At 38.8% G+C, this 14,408-nt stretch carries 12 protein-coding genes and 1 riboswitch; of the genes, 8 read left to right on the top strand and 4 right to left on the bottom strand.

The window, feature by feature from the left end:
* Nucleotides 1-95 precede the first annotated feature (95 nt).
* Entirely contained in the window at nucleotides 96-2,270 is a 2,175-nt protein-coding gene (locus tag MHI04_RS08695; protein ID WP_170829810.1) for a YheC/YheD family protein, read from the top strand.
* A 188-nt stretch (nucleotides 2,271-2,458) separates the two neighbouring features.
* Here the strand turns inward: MHI04_RS08695 and MHI04_RS08700 are convergent, their stop codons facing one another.
* Nucleotides 2,459-3,670: an ATP-grasp domain-containing protein gene (locus tag MHI04_RS08700; protein WP_036116881.1), complete on the bottom strand. Its 1,212-nt coding sequence runs from the start codon at nucleotides 3,668-3,670 to the stop codon at nucleotides 2,459-2,461.
* Nucleotides 3,671-3,810: 140 nt separating this feature from the next.
* Here MHI04_RS08700 and murF (MHI04_RS08705) point away from each other — a divergent pair, with 140 nt between their 5' ends.
* Nucleotides 3,811-5,205, top strand: coding sequence for a UDP-N-acetylmuramoyl-tripeptide--D-alanyl-D-alanine ligase (murF, locus tag MHI04_RS08705; RefSeq protein WP_342535530.1), 1,395 nt, complete (start codon nucleotides 3,811-3,813; stop codon nucleotides 5,203-5,205).
* 146 nt (nucleotides 5,206-5,351) lie between these two features.
* Nucleotides 5,352-6,740: a UDP-N-acetylmuramoyl-tripeptide--D-alanyl-D-alanine ligase gene (murF, locus tag MHI04_RS08710; RefSeq protein WP_342535531.1), complete on the top strand. Its 1,389-nt coding sequence runs from the start codon at nucleotides 5,352-5,354 to the stop codon at nucleotides 6,738-6,740.
* A gap of 42 nt (nucleotides 6,741-6,782) precedes the next feature.
* Here murF (MHI04_RS08710) and MHI04_RS08715 read toward each other — a convergent pair whose 3' ends face one another.
* The 3 genes from MHI04_RS08715 to MHI04_RS08725 all read right to left on the bottom strand — a co-directional run bounded on the left by MHI04_RS08715 (nucleotide 6,783) and on the right by MHI04_RS08725 (nucleotide 10,270).
* Nucleotides 6,783-8,138 carry an NlpC/P60 family protein gene (locus MHI04_RS08715; protein ID WP_342535532.1) on the bottom strand — a complete coding sequence of 452 codons (1,356 nt, stop codon included), beginning with the start codon at nucleotides 8,136-8,138 and terminating at the stop codon, nucleotides 6,783-6,785.
* A 242-nt stretch (nucleotides 8,139-8,380) separates the two neighbouring features.
* Nucleotides 8,381-8,746, bottom strand: coding sequence for a VOC family protein (locus MHI04_RS08720; RefSeq protein WP_036117818.1), 366 nt, complete (start codon nucleotides 8,744-8,746; stop codon nucleotides 8,381-8,383).
* 978 nt (nucleotides 8,747-9,724) lie between these two features.
* Entirely contained in the window at nucleotides 9,725-10,270 is a 546-nt protein-coding gene (locus MHI04_RS08725) for a hypothetical protein (RefSeq protein WP_036117815.1), read from the bottom strand.
* A gap of 162 nt (nucleotides 10,271-10,432) precedes the next feature.
* Nucleotides 10,433-10,625: riboswitch (cobalamin riboswitch) on the top strand.
* A gap of 29 nt (nucleotides 10,626-10,654) precedes the next feature.
* On the opposite strand from MHI04_RS08725, the gene MHI04_RS08730 reads away from it, so the two are divergent.
* From MHI04_RS08730 to MHI04_RS08750, 5 genes are all read left to right on the top strand, one after another.
* The gene (locus MHI04_RS08730; protein ID WP_256375523.1) at nucleotides 10,655-10,777 is read left to right on the top strand and encodes a hypothetical protein; all 123 of its coding nucleotides are present in this window, start codon (nucleotides 10,655-10,657) and stop codon (nucleotides 10,775-10,777) included.
* A gap of 63 nt (nucleotides 10,778-10,840) precedes the next feature.
* The gene (locus MHI04_RS08735; RefSeq protein ID WP_170829809.1) at nucleotides 10,841-11,017 is read left to right on the top strand and encodes a hypothetical protein; all 177 of its coding nucleotides are present in this window, start codon (nucleotides 10,841-10,843) and stop codon (nucleotides 11,015-11,017) included.
* A gap of 87 nt (nucleotides 11,018-11,104) precedes the next feature.
* Nucleotides 11,105-11,749 carry a TetR/AcrR family transcriptional regulator gene (locus tag MHI04_RS08740; RefSeq protein WP_230593747.1) on the top strand — a complete coding sequence of 215 codons (645 nt, stop codon included), beginning with the start codon at nucleotides 11,105-11,107 and terminating at the stop codon, nucleotides 11,747-11,749.
* 16 nt (nucleotides 11,750-11,765) lie between these two features.
* The gene (locus tag MHI04_RS08745; protein ID WP_342535533.1) at nucleotides 11,766-12,785 is read left to right on the top strand and encodes a 2,3-butanediol dehydrogenase; all 1,020 of its coding nucleotides are present in this window, start codon (nucleotides 11,766-11,768) and stop codon (nucleotides 12,783-12,785) included.
* Between the two features lie 190 nt (nucleotides 12,786-12,975).
* Nucleotides 12,976-14,337 carry a PepSY domain-containing protein gene (locus MHI04_RS08750; protein WP_058845271.1) on the top strand — a complete coding sequence of 454 codons (1,362 nt, stop codon included), beginning with the start codon at nucleotides 12,976-12,978 and terminating at the stop codon, nucleotides 14,335-14,337.
* The last annotated feature ends 71 nt before the right edge of the window (nucleotides 14,338-14,408 follow it).

Raw genomic sequence — 14,408 nt, forward strand, 5'->3', positions numbered from 1 at the left:
CCATATTAAACTACTAAAGCTAGAGCATCTGTCTATATGTGAGGGATACAAAGTGAATGTAATAGAGAGAGAATCTAATGAAAGGAAGTTTAACTATGACGATTATTGGTATGCTGCATCATCGACTTGATCCAACTACAGTTCTCAAGTCATATGCCTATGCAGCAGTTGCGAAAGCAGAAGGGGCACAGTTTTTTTACTTCACCCCTAAAAGTGTTGACTTTGCCAAACGCTCCATTCAAGCAAAGATCTATGAGAATGGCGAGTGGCAGGAAAAAACGATGCCCTTTCCTGATGTGATCTATAATGCGGGGAGCCCAGAGAAATTATCTGTTTCTAAAGATATTATCGATCGTTTAAAAGAAGAGATTCCATTTACGACCCATTCGATAGGGAATAAATGGAATGTCATGAAGCGATTGAAGGAAGCAAAGGAATTTGAACAGTATTTGATTCCATCGGAAATTGTAAAGGATGTCGATTTATTTCACAAGTTCATTAATTATTATAAACGGGTTGTCTTCAAGCCGATTGATGGACGTAAGGGGAAGGGCATTTATTTTATTACGAAGGCGGGAACTAAGCATTTCGAGGTTCGAAAGGATAGCACCAATACGGTTTATTCAAAGCCTCAATTAGATGCATTGATAAAGGAGCAGCTTGCGTCTGGTACGTTTATTATGCAGCCCTATATTCAATCGGTCACAAAGTCGGGTCAGGTTTATGATTTCCGTTTGCATGTTCAGAAAAATGGAGAAGGCAAATGGGTAGTGACGACAGTGTACCCACGAATTGCACCAAATGGTTCCATCATACCGAATATTAATAATGGGGGCTATACGAATTATTTAGATCCATTTTTAGAACAGGAATTTAAGGAAGAGGCTTATAATATTCGGCGAATGCTGGAGCATTTCTCCTTAGCGCTAGCTCATCACCTGGATGAAATTCAAATGGTGAAGTTTGGGGAAGTGATTGATGAAATTGGGATTGATGTTGGCCTAGATCAGCAGCAAAAAATTTGGATGTATGAGGTCAATTGGCGACCAGGCTGTCCTCCTGCCTTTTACTTGGAGCTAGATGTGGTCATTCATTCCATCCGCTATGCGATGTATCTTGCGAAAAATCAAAAACCTCTAAAAAAGAAAATTGTCCAACAAAAAAGTAAGCAACAGGCTGACAAGAAAAACTTGCCGATTATTGCCATTACGGGAAGTGCAGGCAAAACAACAACAAAGGCATTTGTCGGCTCGATTTTATCGAAAAAGTGGAATGTTTTTGAGTCGAAGGATTATTGGAATACGACTGAGCATACGAAAAAGCATAAGGAAGAAATCAATGATACACATCAGGCTGTCGTATTAGAGTATGGTATGGCCTACCCAGGTATTATTACCAACCACTGTAGTATAATTCAGCCGAATATTAGTATTGTAACGAATATTGGCTTAGCGCATGTGGGGAACTTTGATGGGGATGTAAGAGGCGTTGCCAAGGCGAAATCCGAATTGATTCATGGTATGGATCAGCAGGGCTTACTCATTGTCAATCAAGATGATGACAATTCCAGATACTTAGAGACAGAGCAATTTAAAGGGAAAATCTTGACGGTGGGTATTAAAAAAGAAGCCGATTATCGTGCCTATGATTTGCAGTATAAGGATATTGGCATGTCCTTTAAAATGAAGCTACATGGGGAAGAAATCGAAATGTATATTCCAATTTTAGGGGAACATCATGTTTACAATGCGCTCAATGCAGTGGCAGTGGCAGATCTTTTAGGGTTCACGCCCTTTGAAATTCAGGCGGGGCTCAACTTTAAAAAACCACCAAGACGTTTAACGATCTATAACTTGCGTGATGATATTACGGTCATTGATGATACGGTTCACTCTCATCCACAAGGGGTTCGAGCTGCGATTGATGTACTAACGAATATCGCGAAGGAACGGAAAGTAGCGATTATTGGACAAATGCGAGAGCTCGGCGTCTTGAGGGAGGAAGAATATAAAAAGGTTGGGGAGTACATTTACGAGGTAGGCATTGATGAATTCATTACCTATGGCTTTAGGACGGAAGAAATGAGCAATGCCGCCATTGCGAAGGGCATGGACCCATCCAAGGTACATCATTTTATCAATAAAGACGAATTGCATGTCCTACTAGAAACATTGGTAGAGCCTCATGATACCATTCTTGTAAAAGGTGCTAGTAAAACGAATATGTTTGAAACTGTGAAATTTTTAGACGAAACGTTTAAGGAAGAATGAAGTATGCTCTGATGTAATTGCGGCTGACGCTTCGCTTCCGTGCAGATACAATAATGCGTCCAACTTCATATTGAATAATGAACAGACCTGCATCGTGCAGGTCTCTCTTTCATGATATCTGTCAAATCAAGATAAAAAAGCCCGAGTAACTGTCCACTGGCAAGCGGCAATTATTCGGGATATTTTTTTCAAACTCTCAAAATAAATTTAATTTCTTTTGCTGCATTTGTTGCATGATTTCTAGCTTCCCTCAATGTTGACCCTTCTGCAATTACATAAGCATAACGATGTCCCATCGATAAAGGTGGCATTAGCAGTGTCCCTTTTCTCGGTTTGACATACACTTCTACGACACCTGTTGATCTTGTCGCTCTTGCCTTGCCAATCACCTTCTCTAAAATGCCTTTACTTTCCACAATAACATATTTTGTATAAACAAATTTTTTATGTCTTGGCTCGAGATTAGGCTGTTCACCAAGTAATAGTTTCAATGTTTCTTCCACTAAACTAAATCCTAGTGCTGCCTGTAGCATATTGTTCATGGCACCACCAGAAATCCGTGGATTGATTTCGATAAGCTTCCATCCATTTTGCGTTAATCGAAGCTCTAAATGGAGTGCTCCATTTTCGATATCAAAGGCCTTCACAATGGAATGGAGTACCTCTTCGATTCCTGATTGGATGTCTTGCGGAGCTTTCACTAAAACACCGTAGCCTGTAATAATAAATCGTTTTCCTTGCGTAATTTCCTGTTCAATAATGCCAATGACATGTGGTTGTTGTTGGTACACAACCGCTTCTACTAAATATTGTGGACCATCCAAATATTCTTCAATCATGATGGATTCGTAGGGATTTTTACTGCGTAATGCTTTGAGGTGATGATTAAGTTGCTCTGCATCTGTTGCTAATAATACATCTTTTGAACCTGTTGATTTTGGTGATTTTACGATTAATGGGAAGGTCAAATTTTTAGCAATAGGTTCCTGGGGCTTCAGAAGTGAAAACTTTGGTGAGTATGGTTGGTCTTTTAAAAAATTTCTTGTTTTCTCTTTATCCTCCATCATTTCAATAGCAGTGGAGGATGCATAGTTATGACAAAATTCATCACATAGCATAGAAGCAACATGGACAAATGGATCAACAAAACTAACGATACTTTTAATCTCTAATCCGGTTTTCCCTAGTTTATCAATTTCCTCTTTCATTCTCTCTATATTCAAAGTATCAATGAGTATCATTTTGTGGATGTCGGGGTAGGCACGTCGCTGCTGAAGTTGTTTTTCATTATTTGTGAAAAGTACTGTGAAGTAGCCTAGTTTTTCTGCTGCTCTTGTTGCTTCACGACTAGACCCGGATTTGTTTGTACCGATAAATACAATGGCTTTCAGGTATATCACTCCTTCTATTGGTACTTAGATACTTAATCACCTTTATATATATGCAGTGAAATAGTTTTCTTCTAGTTATGTATCTTGTCTACATCCAAGCAACTTTTAAGAGGTTACATATACTAGAAAAGAAAGGAGGGAGAAAAGATATGAAGCCTCTTTCGGTGAAAAATTTAGCAATGATTACGGCAGGCTATCTAGTGCAAGGGTCAGAGGATGTACTGATTCAGCATGGGGCTTATCGATTAAAACAAGTGAAAAAGTCCAATACGGCACTATTTACAAGTAAACGTATTGTGAATTGGAAAAGTCTTGAGCCGCTTTCTCCTCTAGTGCTAGTGACCGATAGAGCTTATCGGCCAAATGACATTCCAAACCAAGTCATTATGATACAGGTAGCGAATGCAGAAGAGGCCTATTGGAAATTTGTTCATTTTTATCGCAATCAGTTTCATATTCCGATTGTAGCGATTACAGGTACTTCAGGTAAAACAACGACAAAAGAGATGATTAAACATCTTCTTTCTGCTGATCGGAAAGTGACAGCAACGACATTAAGCAGTAATTCTAGAACCGCTTCATTGCAATATTTATTGGGCATTGAGGAAGAAACAGAGGCAGCCGTCTTTGAAACAGCAGTTGGCTCGCCAGGAGATGTCACGAATGCGGGAAAATATTTTAAACCGACCATAGGGATTATTACTAATATCGGAGCTCACCACTTAAACTATTGCAAAACATTAGAAGGCTATATACAAGCAAAGGGAGAAATGCTAGATATCATTCACCCCAAAGGTACATTAATTATTAATGCGGAAGATAGCAATACGCAGAAGCTAGATATTTCTAGATTCCGTGGTCGTTTGCTTAAAGTAGGGAAGCATGAGTCCTGTGATTTTCGAGCAAGTCATATCCACTACTATCAAAAAGGGATGAAATTCGTTCTTCAGCACAATAAAAAAAACTATGACATTCTTGTGCCAGGATTTGGAGAACACCAGGTCTATAATGCGCTTGCTGCCATCGCAGCCGTCTATGACATGGGAATGCCCATTCCAGTCGCAGCCAAACTACTCCAATCATTCCGTCAATTGAAAAAACAATTACAACTTTTTGAGGGCATCAATCATTCCATGCTATTGGATGATACCTGGAGTATTACAACCACTTCCTTGGAGGCAGCCTTAAAAGTGTTGAATGAGCTAGGAGATGGCAAGAAAAAGATTGCTGTCATTGGTACGATTACCGACTTAGGTTCATGGGGTTATATTATTCACGAGCAAGCGGGGGAATTAATAGAACGCATTGGCGTGGATGTCTTGATTACCATAGGGGAGCATGCAAGGATTATGGCTGATCATGCAGTCAAGTTAGGATTTAGCGAGTCTGTCTATACATTTAAAAATAGTACACTCGTCTATCCGTTATTGCAGAAGATTGTCGATGACAATACGATTGTGCTCATAAAGGGAGATATGTATAGCAAACAGATTTCTAAACTAGCAGCGGAGCTAAAGCTGAAACCTACCCCACCTGCTGATTAGTCAGCTTCTTTCTATATAGGATATTGACTGTGCCACATAGAAGAACATTCTAATAAGGTATAGTAATTGATCAGAATATAACACGCTGAATCAAGAGAAGGAGTAAGTCATGTACAAGATTGATAAAGAGAGGAGGCGCAGTACACTTGCAACCCATTAGTGTGCAAAAACTTAGAACCGTTCTACAAGGAAAGCTCATTCATGGATCAGAACAATGGTCTGTGCAGCAGGCCATTTACTATAATCGGCATGACCTAACAAAAAGTCATTCCCTCATGTTTGTTAGTCGAAACGATAAAATCAACTGGCAAGAGGTTGATCGGAAGGGACCGTCTTTAATCATCTCCGATAAATCGTCTACAGAATTGAAAAGCGCTTTAGCTAATACAACCGTTTTACAAGTGAAAAGTGTTGCACAGGCCTACTGGACATTTATCGAGTATTATCGTGGTCTTTTTCAAATTCCTGTTGTGGCTTTAACAGGAACTTGTGGTAAAACAACGACAAAAGAGATGCTAAAACATATCGCTAGTAAGCATTGGCAAGTGCAGGCATCCGTTAGCAGTAAAAACGAGCCAAGGCAATCATTGCCTTATTTAACGGGTATTGAAGAAAAAACACAAGCCGCTATCTTTGAATTAGGTTTAGGCAACACAGGGAATATTAAACATCAGTGTATGATCTATCAACCGACTATTGGTATTATTACAAATATTGGTGTGCATCATTTAGATGGCTGTCTCAACCTAGAAGGCTATATAAAGGCCAAGGCAGAAATTGTGGAAGGCATTAAGGAAGATGGTACGTTAATTATTAATGCCGATGATACCAACATCAAAAAAATTTCGCTAAAAAAGTTTAAGGGGAAAATTATTAAGTTTGGTTTACATGAGACGGCAGATTTTAAAGCGTCGAATGTAGAGTTTGCCAATACGGGCATGAAGTTTACTTTAGAAGTAGATGCTATCACGTACAATGTATTTGTCCCTGGCTACGGTGAGCATCAAGTCTATAATGCATTAGCCGCGATTGCAGCTTGTCGTGAAATGGGGCTGACAATTCGTCAGGCTATAGCTGGGTTACGAACGTTTAAACAGATGGCAAGACATTTAGAATTTACGACAGGGCTTGGTGACAGTACGATTATTGATGATACGTGGACAAATAACCCGACATCTGTAGAGGCAGCTCTAAAAGTGCTAGATACGGTAGGAAAAGAGAAGAAAGTCATTCTCGTTCTAGGGGATATTAAACGATTAGGTAATTTTGAAGAAAAATACCATCGCGAAATTGGCTCCATGGTAGCAGAAAGAAAGATTGATACATTAATTACCATCGGCAAAAGGGCGGAAAAGATTGCCGATCAAGCTCAAAAAGATGGAACCAGCGCAGAGGTTCATACGTTTAAAGAGGTAACAGGCGTTTTAGAATTATTGAAACCAAAGCTCGATGCAGACACAATTGTCCTAATAAAAGGACCGATGTCGAGTAGATCAATGATTGAATTTGCCAATACGCTTAAAAACTCATCCTAGCAAAAAAGGGTGTCTCAACCTCATTGAGACACCCAACCATTCTTATTTTAAAACACGTCGAGCTGTTACAAAATTCTTTTGTGCCCAAGTGGAAGAAATGTTTTGTTTCACAATACCATTAGTAGTCATACTAATATATTGATTATTTCCTAAATAAATACCAGTTTGCGTGATATCTTGTCTACCATTATTCGTTGAGAAGAACAGTAAATCACCTTTTTGAAGCTGTGATTTTTGGATACGTGTCCCTACTAAAGCTTGCTTACTTGCTAGCTTATCCTTTAAATCAATACCATGCTTTTTAAAGACATAGTACGTAAAACCAGCACTTGTAAAAGTCAGTGCACTTTCGTTGTACGTATAGCCGAATTTTGCTTTGCTTGTTAACCCGGTAGCTGTTGCAATAATTTGATTGGCTGAAATACTAGCTGAAGGTGCACTTACACTGGGAGATGAGTTGGAATCAGAGAAAACGCGCTTCGCTGTAATATAATGTTCAGTATAATAATCTACAAATAACACTCTTGTCATCACACCGTCTGAATTAGGAATGATGATTCGATGATCGCCCGCATAAATCCCTACAAGCGAAGGTGTCTTAGAGCCTTTAACACTATTAAAGAAGACTAAATCGCCCTTTCTCAAATTAGCACGAGCCACTGTTGATCCTTGGTTCATTAAATTGCTTAACGTAGTAGCGCCGAGTGTCACGCCACTTTTACGATAGATGAAATCAACAAATGCTGGAGCTGTGAAGCGTAGGCTTGACTCGCTTGTTGAAGTGCCAATCGTTACTTTGTTTTTATACGTCAGGGCATTCTCTACAATTTTATCGCCTTTTGTTGCAGGATTGGCTGATAGTAGGGTAGGCAATACTCTACGTGCAGATACATAGTTTTCTGTATAATACGGCTTACTGTTTAAATCAGAAATGACAATATTTTGTTTGGAATCAGCCATGTGGATGATTTTATTGTCACCGATATACATGCCGACATGATCGGGGTCAGTCCCTGTTTTTTTACTTTTAAAGAACACTAAATCGCCTTTTTGTAATTGGTTCCTTGCTACATATGTCCCTTGCTGAATCATATAATTTTCATTATATGTCCCAAGGTCTACACCATTTTTCTCAAAGATGTACATTAAAAATGAAGCACAAGAAAATTTATATGGATATGTAGACTTGTAAACCGAATTGCTATATGTCGCTTGACCCATTAAGCTTTTCCCTGTCTGAATGAGTTGATCTGCTTTCGCTGCAACAGCCTGTGCGTTGTTTTGAGCATTTGTTGTAGCAGCCTCGACCTGTATCGGCTGGATGGCTGTGTGCACCATTCCGAATGAACTGAAGCCAATTGTTAAGGCAAGTGTTGTAGATAAAAATCGTTTATTCATGTTGTTATAACCTCCTGAAGCATCTAGTAGAATTTCTCCTGTATAGCTTTGCCATGGAAATAATCGTAGCATGAAAATAGAGGGCTTCCGGGAGGTAAATGTTACCAGGGTAACTAGAGGGAGGGCTTCAACACTTGCTATAAAAGGCTTTATCAAGGGAATTTACAGTTTTATTACAAATGTTTCAGCAAGATGTAATATGGAACAGTTCCATGAAAAAACTGCCCTAATAGCGGGGCAGTTTATCTTAATTTTTGAATCATTTCGACGCGATTACCAAACGGATCTCGAAATTCAAATCGCTCATAATGAGGGATTGGCACAGAATCCAGTATGTCTATTTGATGTTCTGCTAGTTTCCTCTTCCAGTACTCAATATCTTCTACTTGATACGCAATATGCGCCTTTGTTGTCAAGCGATCAAAGCCATCTTCCGTGCCCACATGAACCTCCTGCTGACCAAGCTGTAACCAGAATCCGCCTCGTCCCTTCAGCGACTCAGGCTTCTCCAATTCCTGCAAACCTAAAACCTGACAATAAAAAGCTTTCCCCTGCTCCTCTGATCCTTGTGGAATGGTAATTTGCACATGATGTAAACCGATAATCATCTCATAATGCCCCCTTTTTCTTTAAGTATAGTTTAATTTTTGAATATTTAAAATGTTGGCGGATAGCAATGGGAAAGTGATGGATAGCTTTTCAAAAGAGGAGGATAACCCTCAAACAGGTGGATAGAACCTTCTAAGTGCAGGATAATCCATCAAAAGAAGTGGATAAAACCTGCAAAGAGAAGGATAACCTTCAAACTGGTGGATAGAATCTTCTAAGTGCAGGATAACCTATCAAAAGAGGTGGATAAAACCTGGAAAGAGAGGGATAACCCATCAAAAGAGGAGGATAGAACCCCTGAAGAAAAGGATAACCCTCAAAGAGGTGGATAGCACCTTCGAAGAGAAGGAGAACCTATCAAAAGAAGTGGATAAAGCCTGCAAAGAGAAGGATAACCCTCAAACAGGGGGATAGAACCTTCTAAGTGCAGGATAATCCATCAAAAGAAGTGGATAAAACCTGCAAAGAGAAGGATAACCCTCAAACAGGTGGATAGAACCTTCTAAGTGCAGGATAATCCATCAAAAGAAGTGGATAAAACCTGCAAAGAGAAGGATAACCTTCAAACTGGTGGATAGAATCTTCTAAGTGCAGGATAACCTATCAAAAGAGATGGATAAAACCTGGAAAGAGAGGGATAACCCATCAAAAGAGGAGGATAGAACCCCTGAAGAAAAGGAGAACCCTCAAACAGGAGGATAGAATCTTCGAAGAGAAGGATAACCTATCAAAAGAAGTGGATAAAACCTGCAAAGAGAGGGATAACCCATCAAAAGAGGAGGATAGAACCCCTGAAGAAAAGGATAACCCTCAAACAGGAGGATAGCACCTTCGAAGAGAAGGATAATCCATTAAAAGAAGTGGATAGAGCCTGCAAAGAGAAGGATAACCCTCAAAGTATGGATAGAACTCAAAAAAGGGGGATAGAGCCCCCAAAAAGCAAAGGATAGTCACTCATACAACACCTACATATTCGCTTATTCTTCAGCTCCAAAAAGATTCAAATTATACTTTTCTGAAAGGGATATGATAGTATTCCATGATTTATTTAGTTCCTGTAAAGATTGCTCATACTCTTCTTTAGCATTTACTCTATCAATTTGGTATGTTGCATCGACTAATCTAATAGTTGGAAAATCATGAGAGCTTTTTTTTTCTTTAAAATCAATTATCGCATTATAGAGTTCTTTTTCTTCTGGGGAGCTTGTTTTAGGTTTGAAATCTATTTTATTATGTGAATAGTCTATCGCATCTTCATAATATGCTTGCTGTTGTGAGAGTGCTTTTTTTATTCCATCGCTGGAATGGGCCATTGAATATGTTTGTGATTCATATAAATTATTCAAGTTATTTATATTATTTTCTTCTATGTTTTTATATTTCGCTTCTACTTGAATATAGTCTTTTAAATCAGCGATAAATTGATCATCGAAGCCTGTCTCATTTTCTTTACTACAGCCAGATAAAAGTAAGATAAAGAGTAAACTTTTCAATAGTAGTATTGCGGTTTTATTGCGTTTCATATGTATTCCTCCTGAAATCTATGTTTCTTTATATGGTAACATAGTAATAAAATAGAAGAAAGTTAAGTGTAAATGGAAGTGCCGATCAAGTCATTACATCTATCACAGTATTTTATGAAGATCGGGTCTGTGCACACAAATCTTTATGGTATAATAATAAAAACGGAATAATAGGATAGAGGTACAAATCAGATTTTAGGATTTGTTTAAAAGGGAAGATCGGTGTAATTCCGACGCTGTCCCGCAACTGTAAATGGGAGCACTTTTCAAAAGGCCACTGTTACGTGTCGTAATGGGAAGGTGAAAGGTGTGATGAACATAAGCCAGGAGACCTGCCTTTATCTAGTACAGCCAAAAAACCTACGCGGATAGGGGGTGTTGAGTGTGACTAGAGAAATTCTCCTGCATGCTCATAGTACGATGACTGCTAAAAAGGTAGCTTCTATGCTGAATAGAAAGCTTATTTCCAACTGGCAATCACCGTATTATGTCATGTATTTGTCATAGTAGACATCTTTCTAATAAGAGAAAGATGTCTTTTTTATGTAAAACATTAAAGGAGCGGTCCACATGAATCCACAAGTTGTTGAGTATTATGAGAGCCTATTAAAAATTGAAATTATGCAAGAGCCTTATGCTGCAAAGCCTCTAAAGGAGCTTGTTGAACAATATGTTGGGCATGATGCTGCACATGAGCAATCCATTTTAGCAGCGTATACCAATGTTTTAAAAGAATTACTTGGATAGAATGGTTTTGGCTACTTCGTTTTTCGAAGTAGCCATTTTTAATAAGCGCATACTTTGACAATTAGTACGAGGAGGCGTAAAATTTCGTTGAACAATTGTTTTGAACGTTTGTTCAAAAAAGAGGTGAGTACAGTCGATCAGAAAGAGAACGTATCAAAAGAAAAAAATAAAGAGGTAAAGGATCAAATTTTACAGGCCGCGAAATCGTTGTTTTCGTCCAGAGGCTATGATGGGACGACGGTGAGACAAATTTGTGATGAGGCAAATGTGTCACTTGCGCTTGTTTCCTATCATTTTGGTGGCAAAGAAAATGTATTTAATGCATTGTTTGAACCGCTACGCCACACCTTTATGAATGCCCATTATGATATCCATGATTCACTTGGTGCACTTCGTAGCTTTTGCCGAAACTTTGTGCTTTATCGCATTCATGAGCATGAATTAATTGATATTTTACAGCAAGAGATTGTTATGAATAGTCCTAGGTTAGAGATGCTTAAAGATGTTTTTTTACCTTCCTGGGAGCAACTTCGGAAGATTTTATTAGCTTGTCAGGAGCAGCAGACCATTCGCTTTGAGTCGCTTGACGTTGCGCTGAACTTTATTATGGGGACGTTAATGTACTCCTTGAACAATCCATTTTTAAATCGTTCTTCCTTACAATCAACACCTGAACAAATTGCAGAACATGCAGTCAACTTTGTGTTATACGGTCTTCAAACTAAATCATAAAAAGAAGGTAATTCTAATGAAAGCAGCAAAATATTACGGTATTCAAGATATTCGAGTAGAGGAAGCACAATTGCCAGCACTAGAACCAGGCATGGTAAAAGTAAAAGTCGCATTTGCAGGAATTTGTGGTAGTGATTTACATGAATATGTAGGGGGTGCCTATGCATTTCGTACACAACCTGTATTAGGTCATGAATTTGCAGGTGTTGTTGTAGAGGTCGCAGCAGGTGTTACTCAAATAAAAATAGGGGATCGTGTTGCAGTGGAGCCACCGATTCCTTGTGGAAAATGTAATAATTGTCGACGTGGGTATACTAACTTATGTAAACGTGGACAATCCTACGGTTATACGATTTCAGGTGGATTTGCTGAATATGCTATTGTGCAGGAAGAAAATATTCACCACCTTCCGGATGACATGAGCCTAGAGCTAGGCGCACTTGTTGAACCTACAGCAGTAGCCGTTCATGCAGTGCGTCAAAGTCAATTAAAGCTGGGCGATACAGCAGCTATTTTTGGCGCAGGTCCTATTGGTTTATTAGTCTTACAGGCTGTGAAGGCAGCGGGGGCAAGTGAAATTTTTGTCGTGGAGGTTTCTGATGAACGACGCCAAAAAGCACTTGAATTAGGCGCAACCTATGTCATCAATCCAATTGACACAGATGCTGTCGCGTTTATTCGTGAAAAAACAAATGGTGGGGTGGATGTTGCGTATGATGCAGCAGGTGTGCAGGCAACGTTTACAAGTGGTGTCAGTGCGGTACATCCAGGCGGCGAATTTAAAATCGTTAGCGTCTGGGAAAGACCAGTAGAATTTAATCCAAATGCGGTCGTTTCTCCAGAAGTGAAAATTAGTGGCTCATTTGCTTATGTTAATATTTTCCCCGAAGTAATTCGTCTACTCGCTCGTGGGGTCATTGATGGTCAAGCTGTTATTACAAGCCAAATCGCTTTAGAGGATATTGTGGAAAAAGGTTTTGAAGCATTAACGAAAGACCGTAGTCAATGTAAAATTCTTGTCAATATGAATCTATAAATCTTACTGAAAATCGTAGCCAAACTTGCGTTAAAACAGGTTTGGCTACCATTATTTTTGGTCTATTAAATAGCATAATACCAATTGGATTACATTTATTTGTCATAAAACTGTCTTTAGGACTTCATTCATATTTCACTTTTACTTTATATAATAAATTTGCTATTTATAAATAGAATGGAGATCAAATATGAAAAATCTGCTTTATTCAAGGTTTTGGCGATTGCATTTTTTCGCAGCACTTTTTATTACACCATTACTGCTATCTCTCACATTAAGCGGGATTGGCTATTTATTTTTCACAGATGTAGAAAATCGATTATATGATGATTACTTCTTTGGCGAAAGCCATAAAGAAGAGGTTTTAACGATTGATGAAGCCGTGGAAAAAGCGGAAGCGGCATTTGCAGGCTACTCCACTACGAAAGTTATTATGCTGGAAGAGCCTTATAATACGCGTTTAACTTTATCAAATGGCAAAGAACAGAAGTACGTATTTTTAGATGATCACAATCAAATGGTTGGTAGTCAGGATGCGAATTATACATTTTCTAATATTATGAGAAATACACACAGCTCCCTATTTATTGGCGGTACTTTTGTCAATTATTTAGTGGAACTAGCGGCATGCTGGACAATCTTTTTATTATTGTCAGGACTTTATATGACATTTAAAGGAAATCTTTTGAAGAAGCCAAAGGCAGAGAATAAACGACAAAAAAGTAAGAGATTGCATGCACTCGTTGGGACAATCATTACAATTCCAATGGTGCTGTTTATTTCTACAGGGCTATTATGGTCTGCTTTTCAAGGGTCGATTCTTGTGAATATAGCTTCAGAAAGTCCAACTTTTGGTTACCCATTATTACAGCAAAAGCCACCAACATCGGATGTCTCTGAAATTCCTTGGGCCACTCGACAATTAGAGGCGCCTATATCAGAAGGTGAACATGCGCAGCATCATGGAGGCGGAGCTGTCCGTTATACAAATGACAGCCAAATTTCGATTGCTGATCTTGAAAAAGAAATCAATGTCATGAATATCACAAAACCTTATTCGATTATTTACCCGTCAAATGAGGAGGGCGTATATACAGTGGCGAAGGCGAGTAATTCAGGTGTAACAGGTCTGGATGTGAAGCCTTCAGCAGAAGCAACGATGTATTTCGATCAATATAGTGGGAAGTTTATCGATCAAGTAAATTATGCTGATTATGGCATGTTGGCTAAATTCTTTACATGGGGCATTCCTTTACATGAAGGTCACTTATTTGGCTGGCCTAATAAGATTCTAAACTTAGTGGTTTGTCTAGCCTTTTTAGCCGTCATTATGTGGGGCATTCGCACATGGATTTTACGTAGAAAAAAAGGGGAGCTTTCTGCACCACCGCAAATTTCTCATAAAATGTCCATGCCGTTTATCATTTTCCTTGTTATTTTAGGCATTATAATGCCGTTATTTGGCGCCTCCTTGATCGCTGTCGTATTGATGGAGCTCATCATTATAGGCTGGCAAACAAAGAAGAAGTTAAGAGCAGAAGAAACTAAATAATGCGAATGGATACGGTACAACAGGATTGTGCCGTATCTTTTTTGTTTATTTCGTTTATATGAACGCAATAC

Origin of the sequence: Lysinibacillus sp. FSL K6-1151 (assembly GCF_038630755.1) — a bacterium.
GTDB lineage: Bacteria > Bacillota > Bacilli > Bacillales_A > Planococcaceae > Lysinibacillus > Lysinibacillus fusiformis_D.

What these genes read in the sequence shown, in the direction of transcription:
- MHI04_RS08695 (WP_170829810.1), top strand. Translation starts at nt 96, where the DNA reads ATGACGATTATTGGTATGCTGCATCATCGACTTGATCCAACTACAGTT.
- murF (WP_342535530.1), top strand. Translation starts at nt 3,811, where the DNA reads ATGAAGCCTCTTTCGGTGAAAAATTTAGCAATGATTACGGCAGGCTAT.
- MHI04_RS08715 (WP_342535532.1), bottom strand. Translation starts at nt 8,138, where the DNA reads ATGAATAAACGATTTTTATCTACAACACTTGCCTTAACAATTGGCTTC.
- MHI04_RS08720 (WP_036117818.1), bottom strand. Translation starts at nt 8,746, where the DNA reads ATGATTATCGGTTTACATCATGTGCAAATTACCATTCCACAAGGATCA.
- MHI04_RS08725 (WP_036117815.1), bottom strand. Translation starts at nt 10,270, where the DNA reads ATGAAACGCAATAAAACCGCAATACTACTATTGAAAAGTTTACTCTTT.
- MHI04_RS08735 (WP_170829809.1), top strand. Translation starts at nt 10,841, where the DNA reads ATGAATCCACAAGTTGTTGAGTATTATGAGAGCCTATTAAAAATTGAA.
- MHI04_RS08745 (WP_342535533.1), top strand. Translation starts at nt 11,766, where the DNA reads ATGAAAGCAGCAAAATATTACGGTATTCAAGATATTCGAGTAGAGGAA.
- MHI04_RS08750 (WP_058845271.1), top strand. Translation starts at nt 12,976, where the DNA reads ATGAAAAATCTGCTTTATTCAAGGTTTTGGCGATTGCATTTTTTCGCA.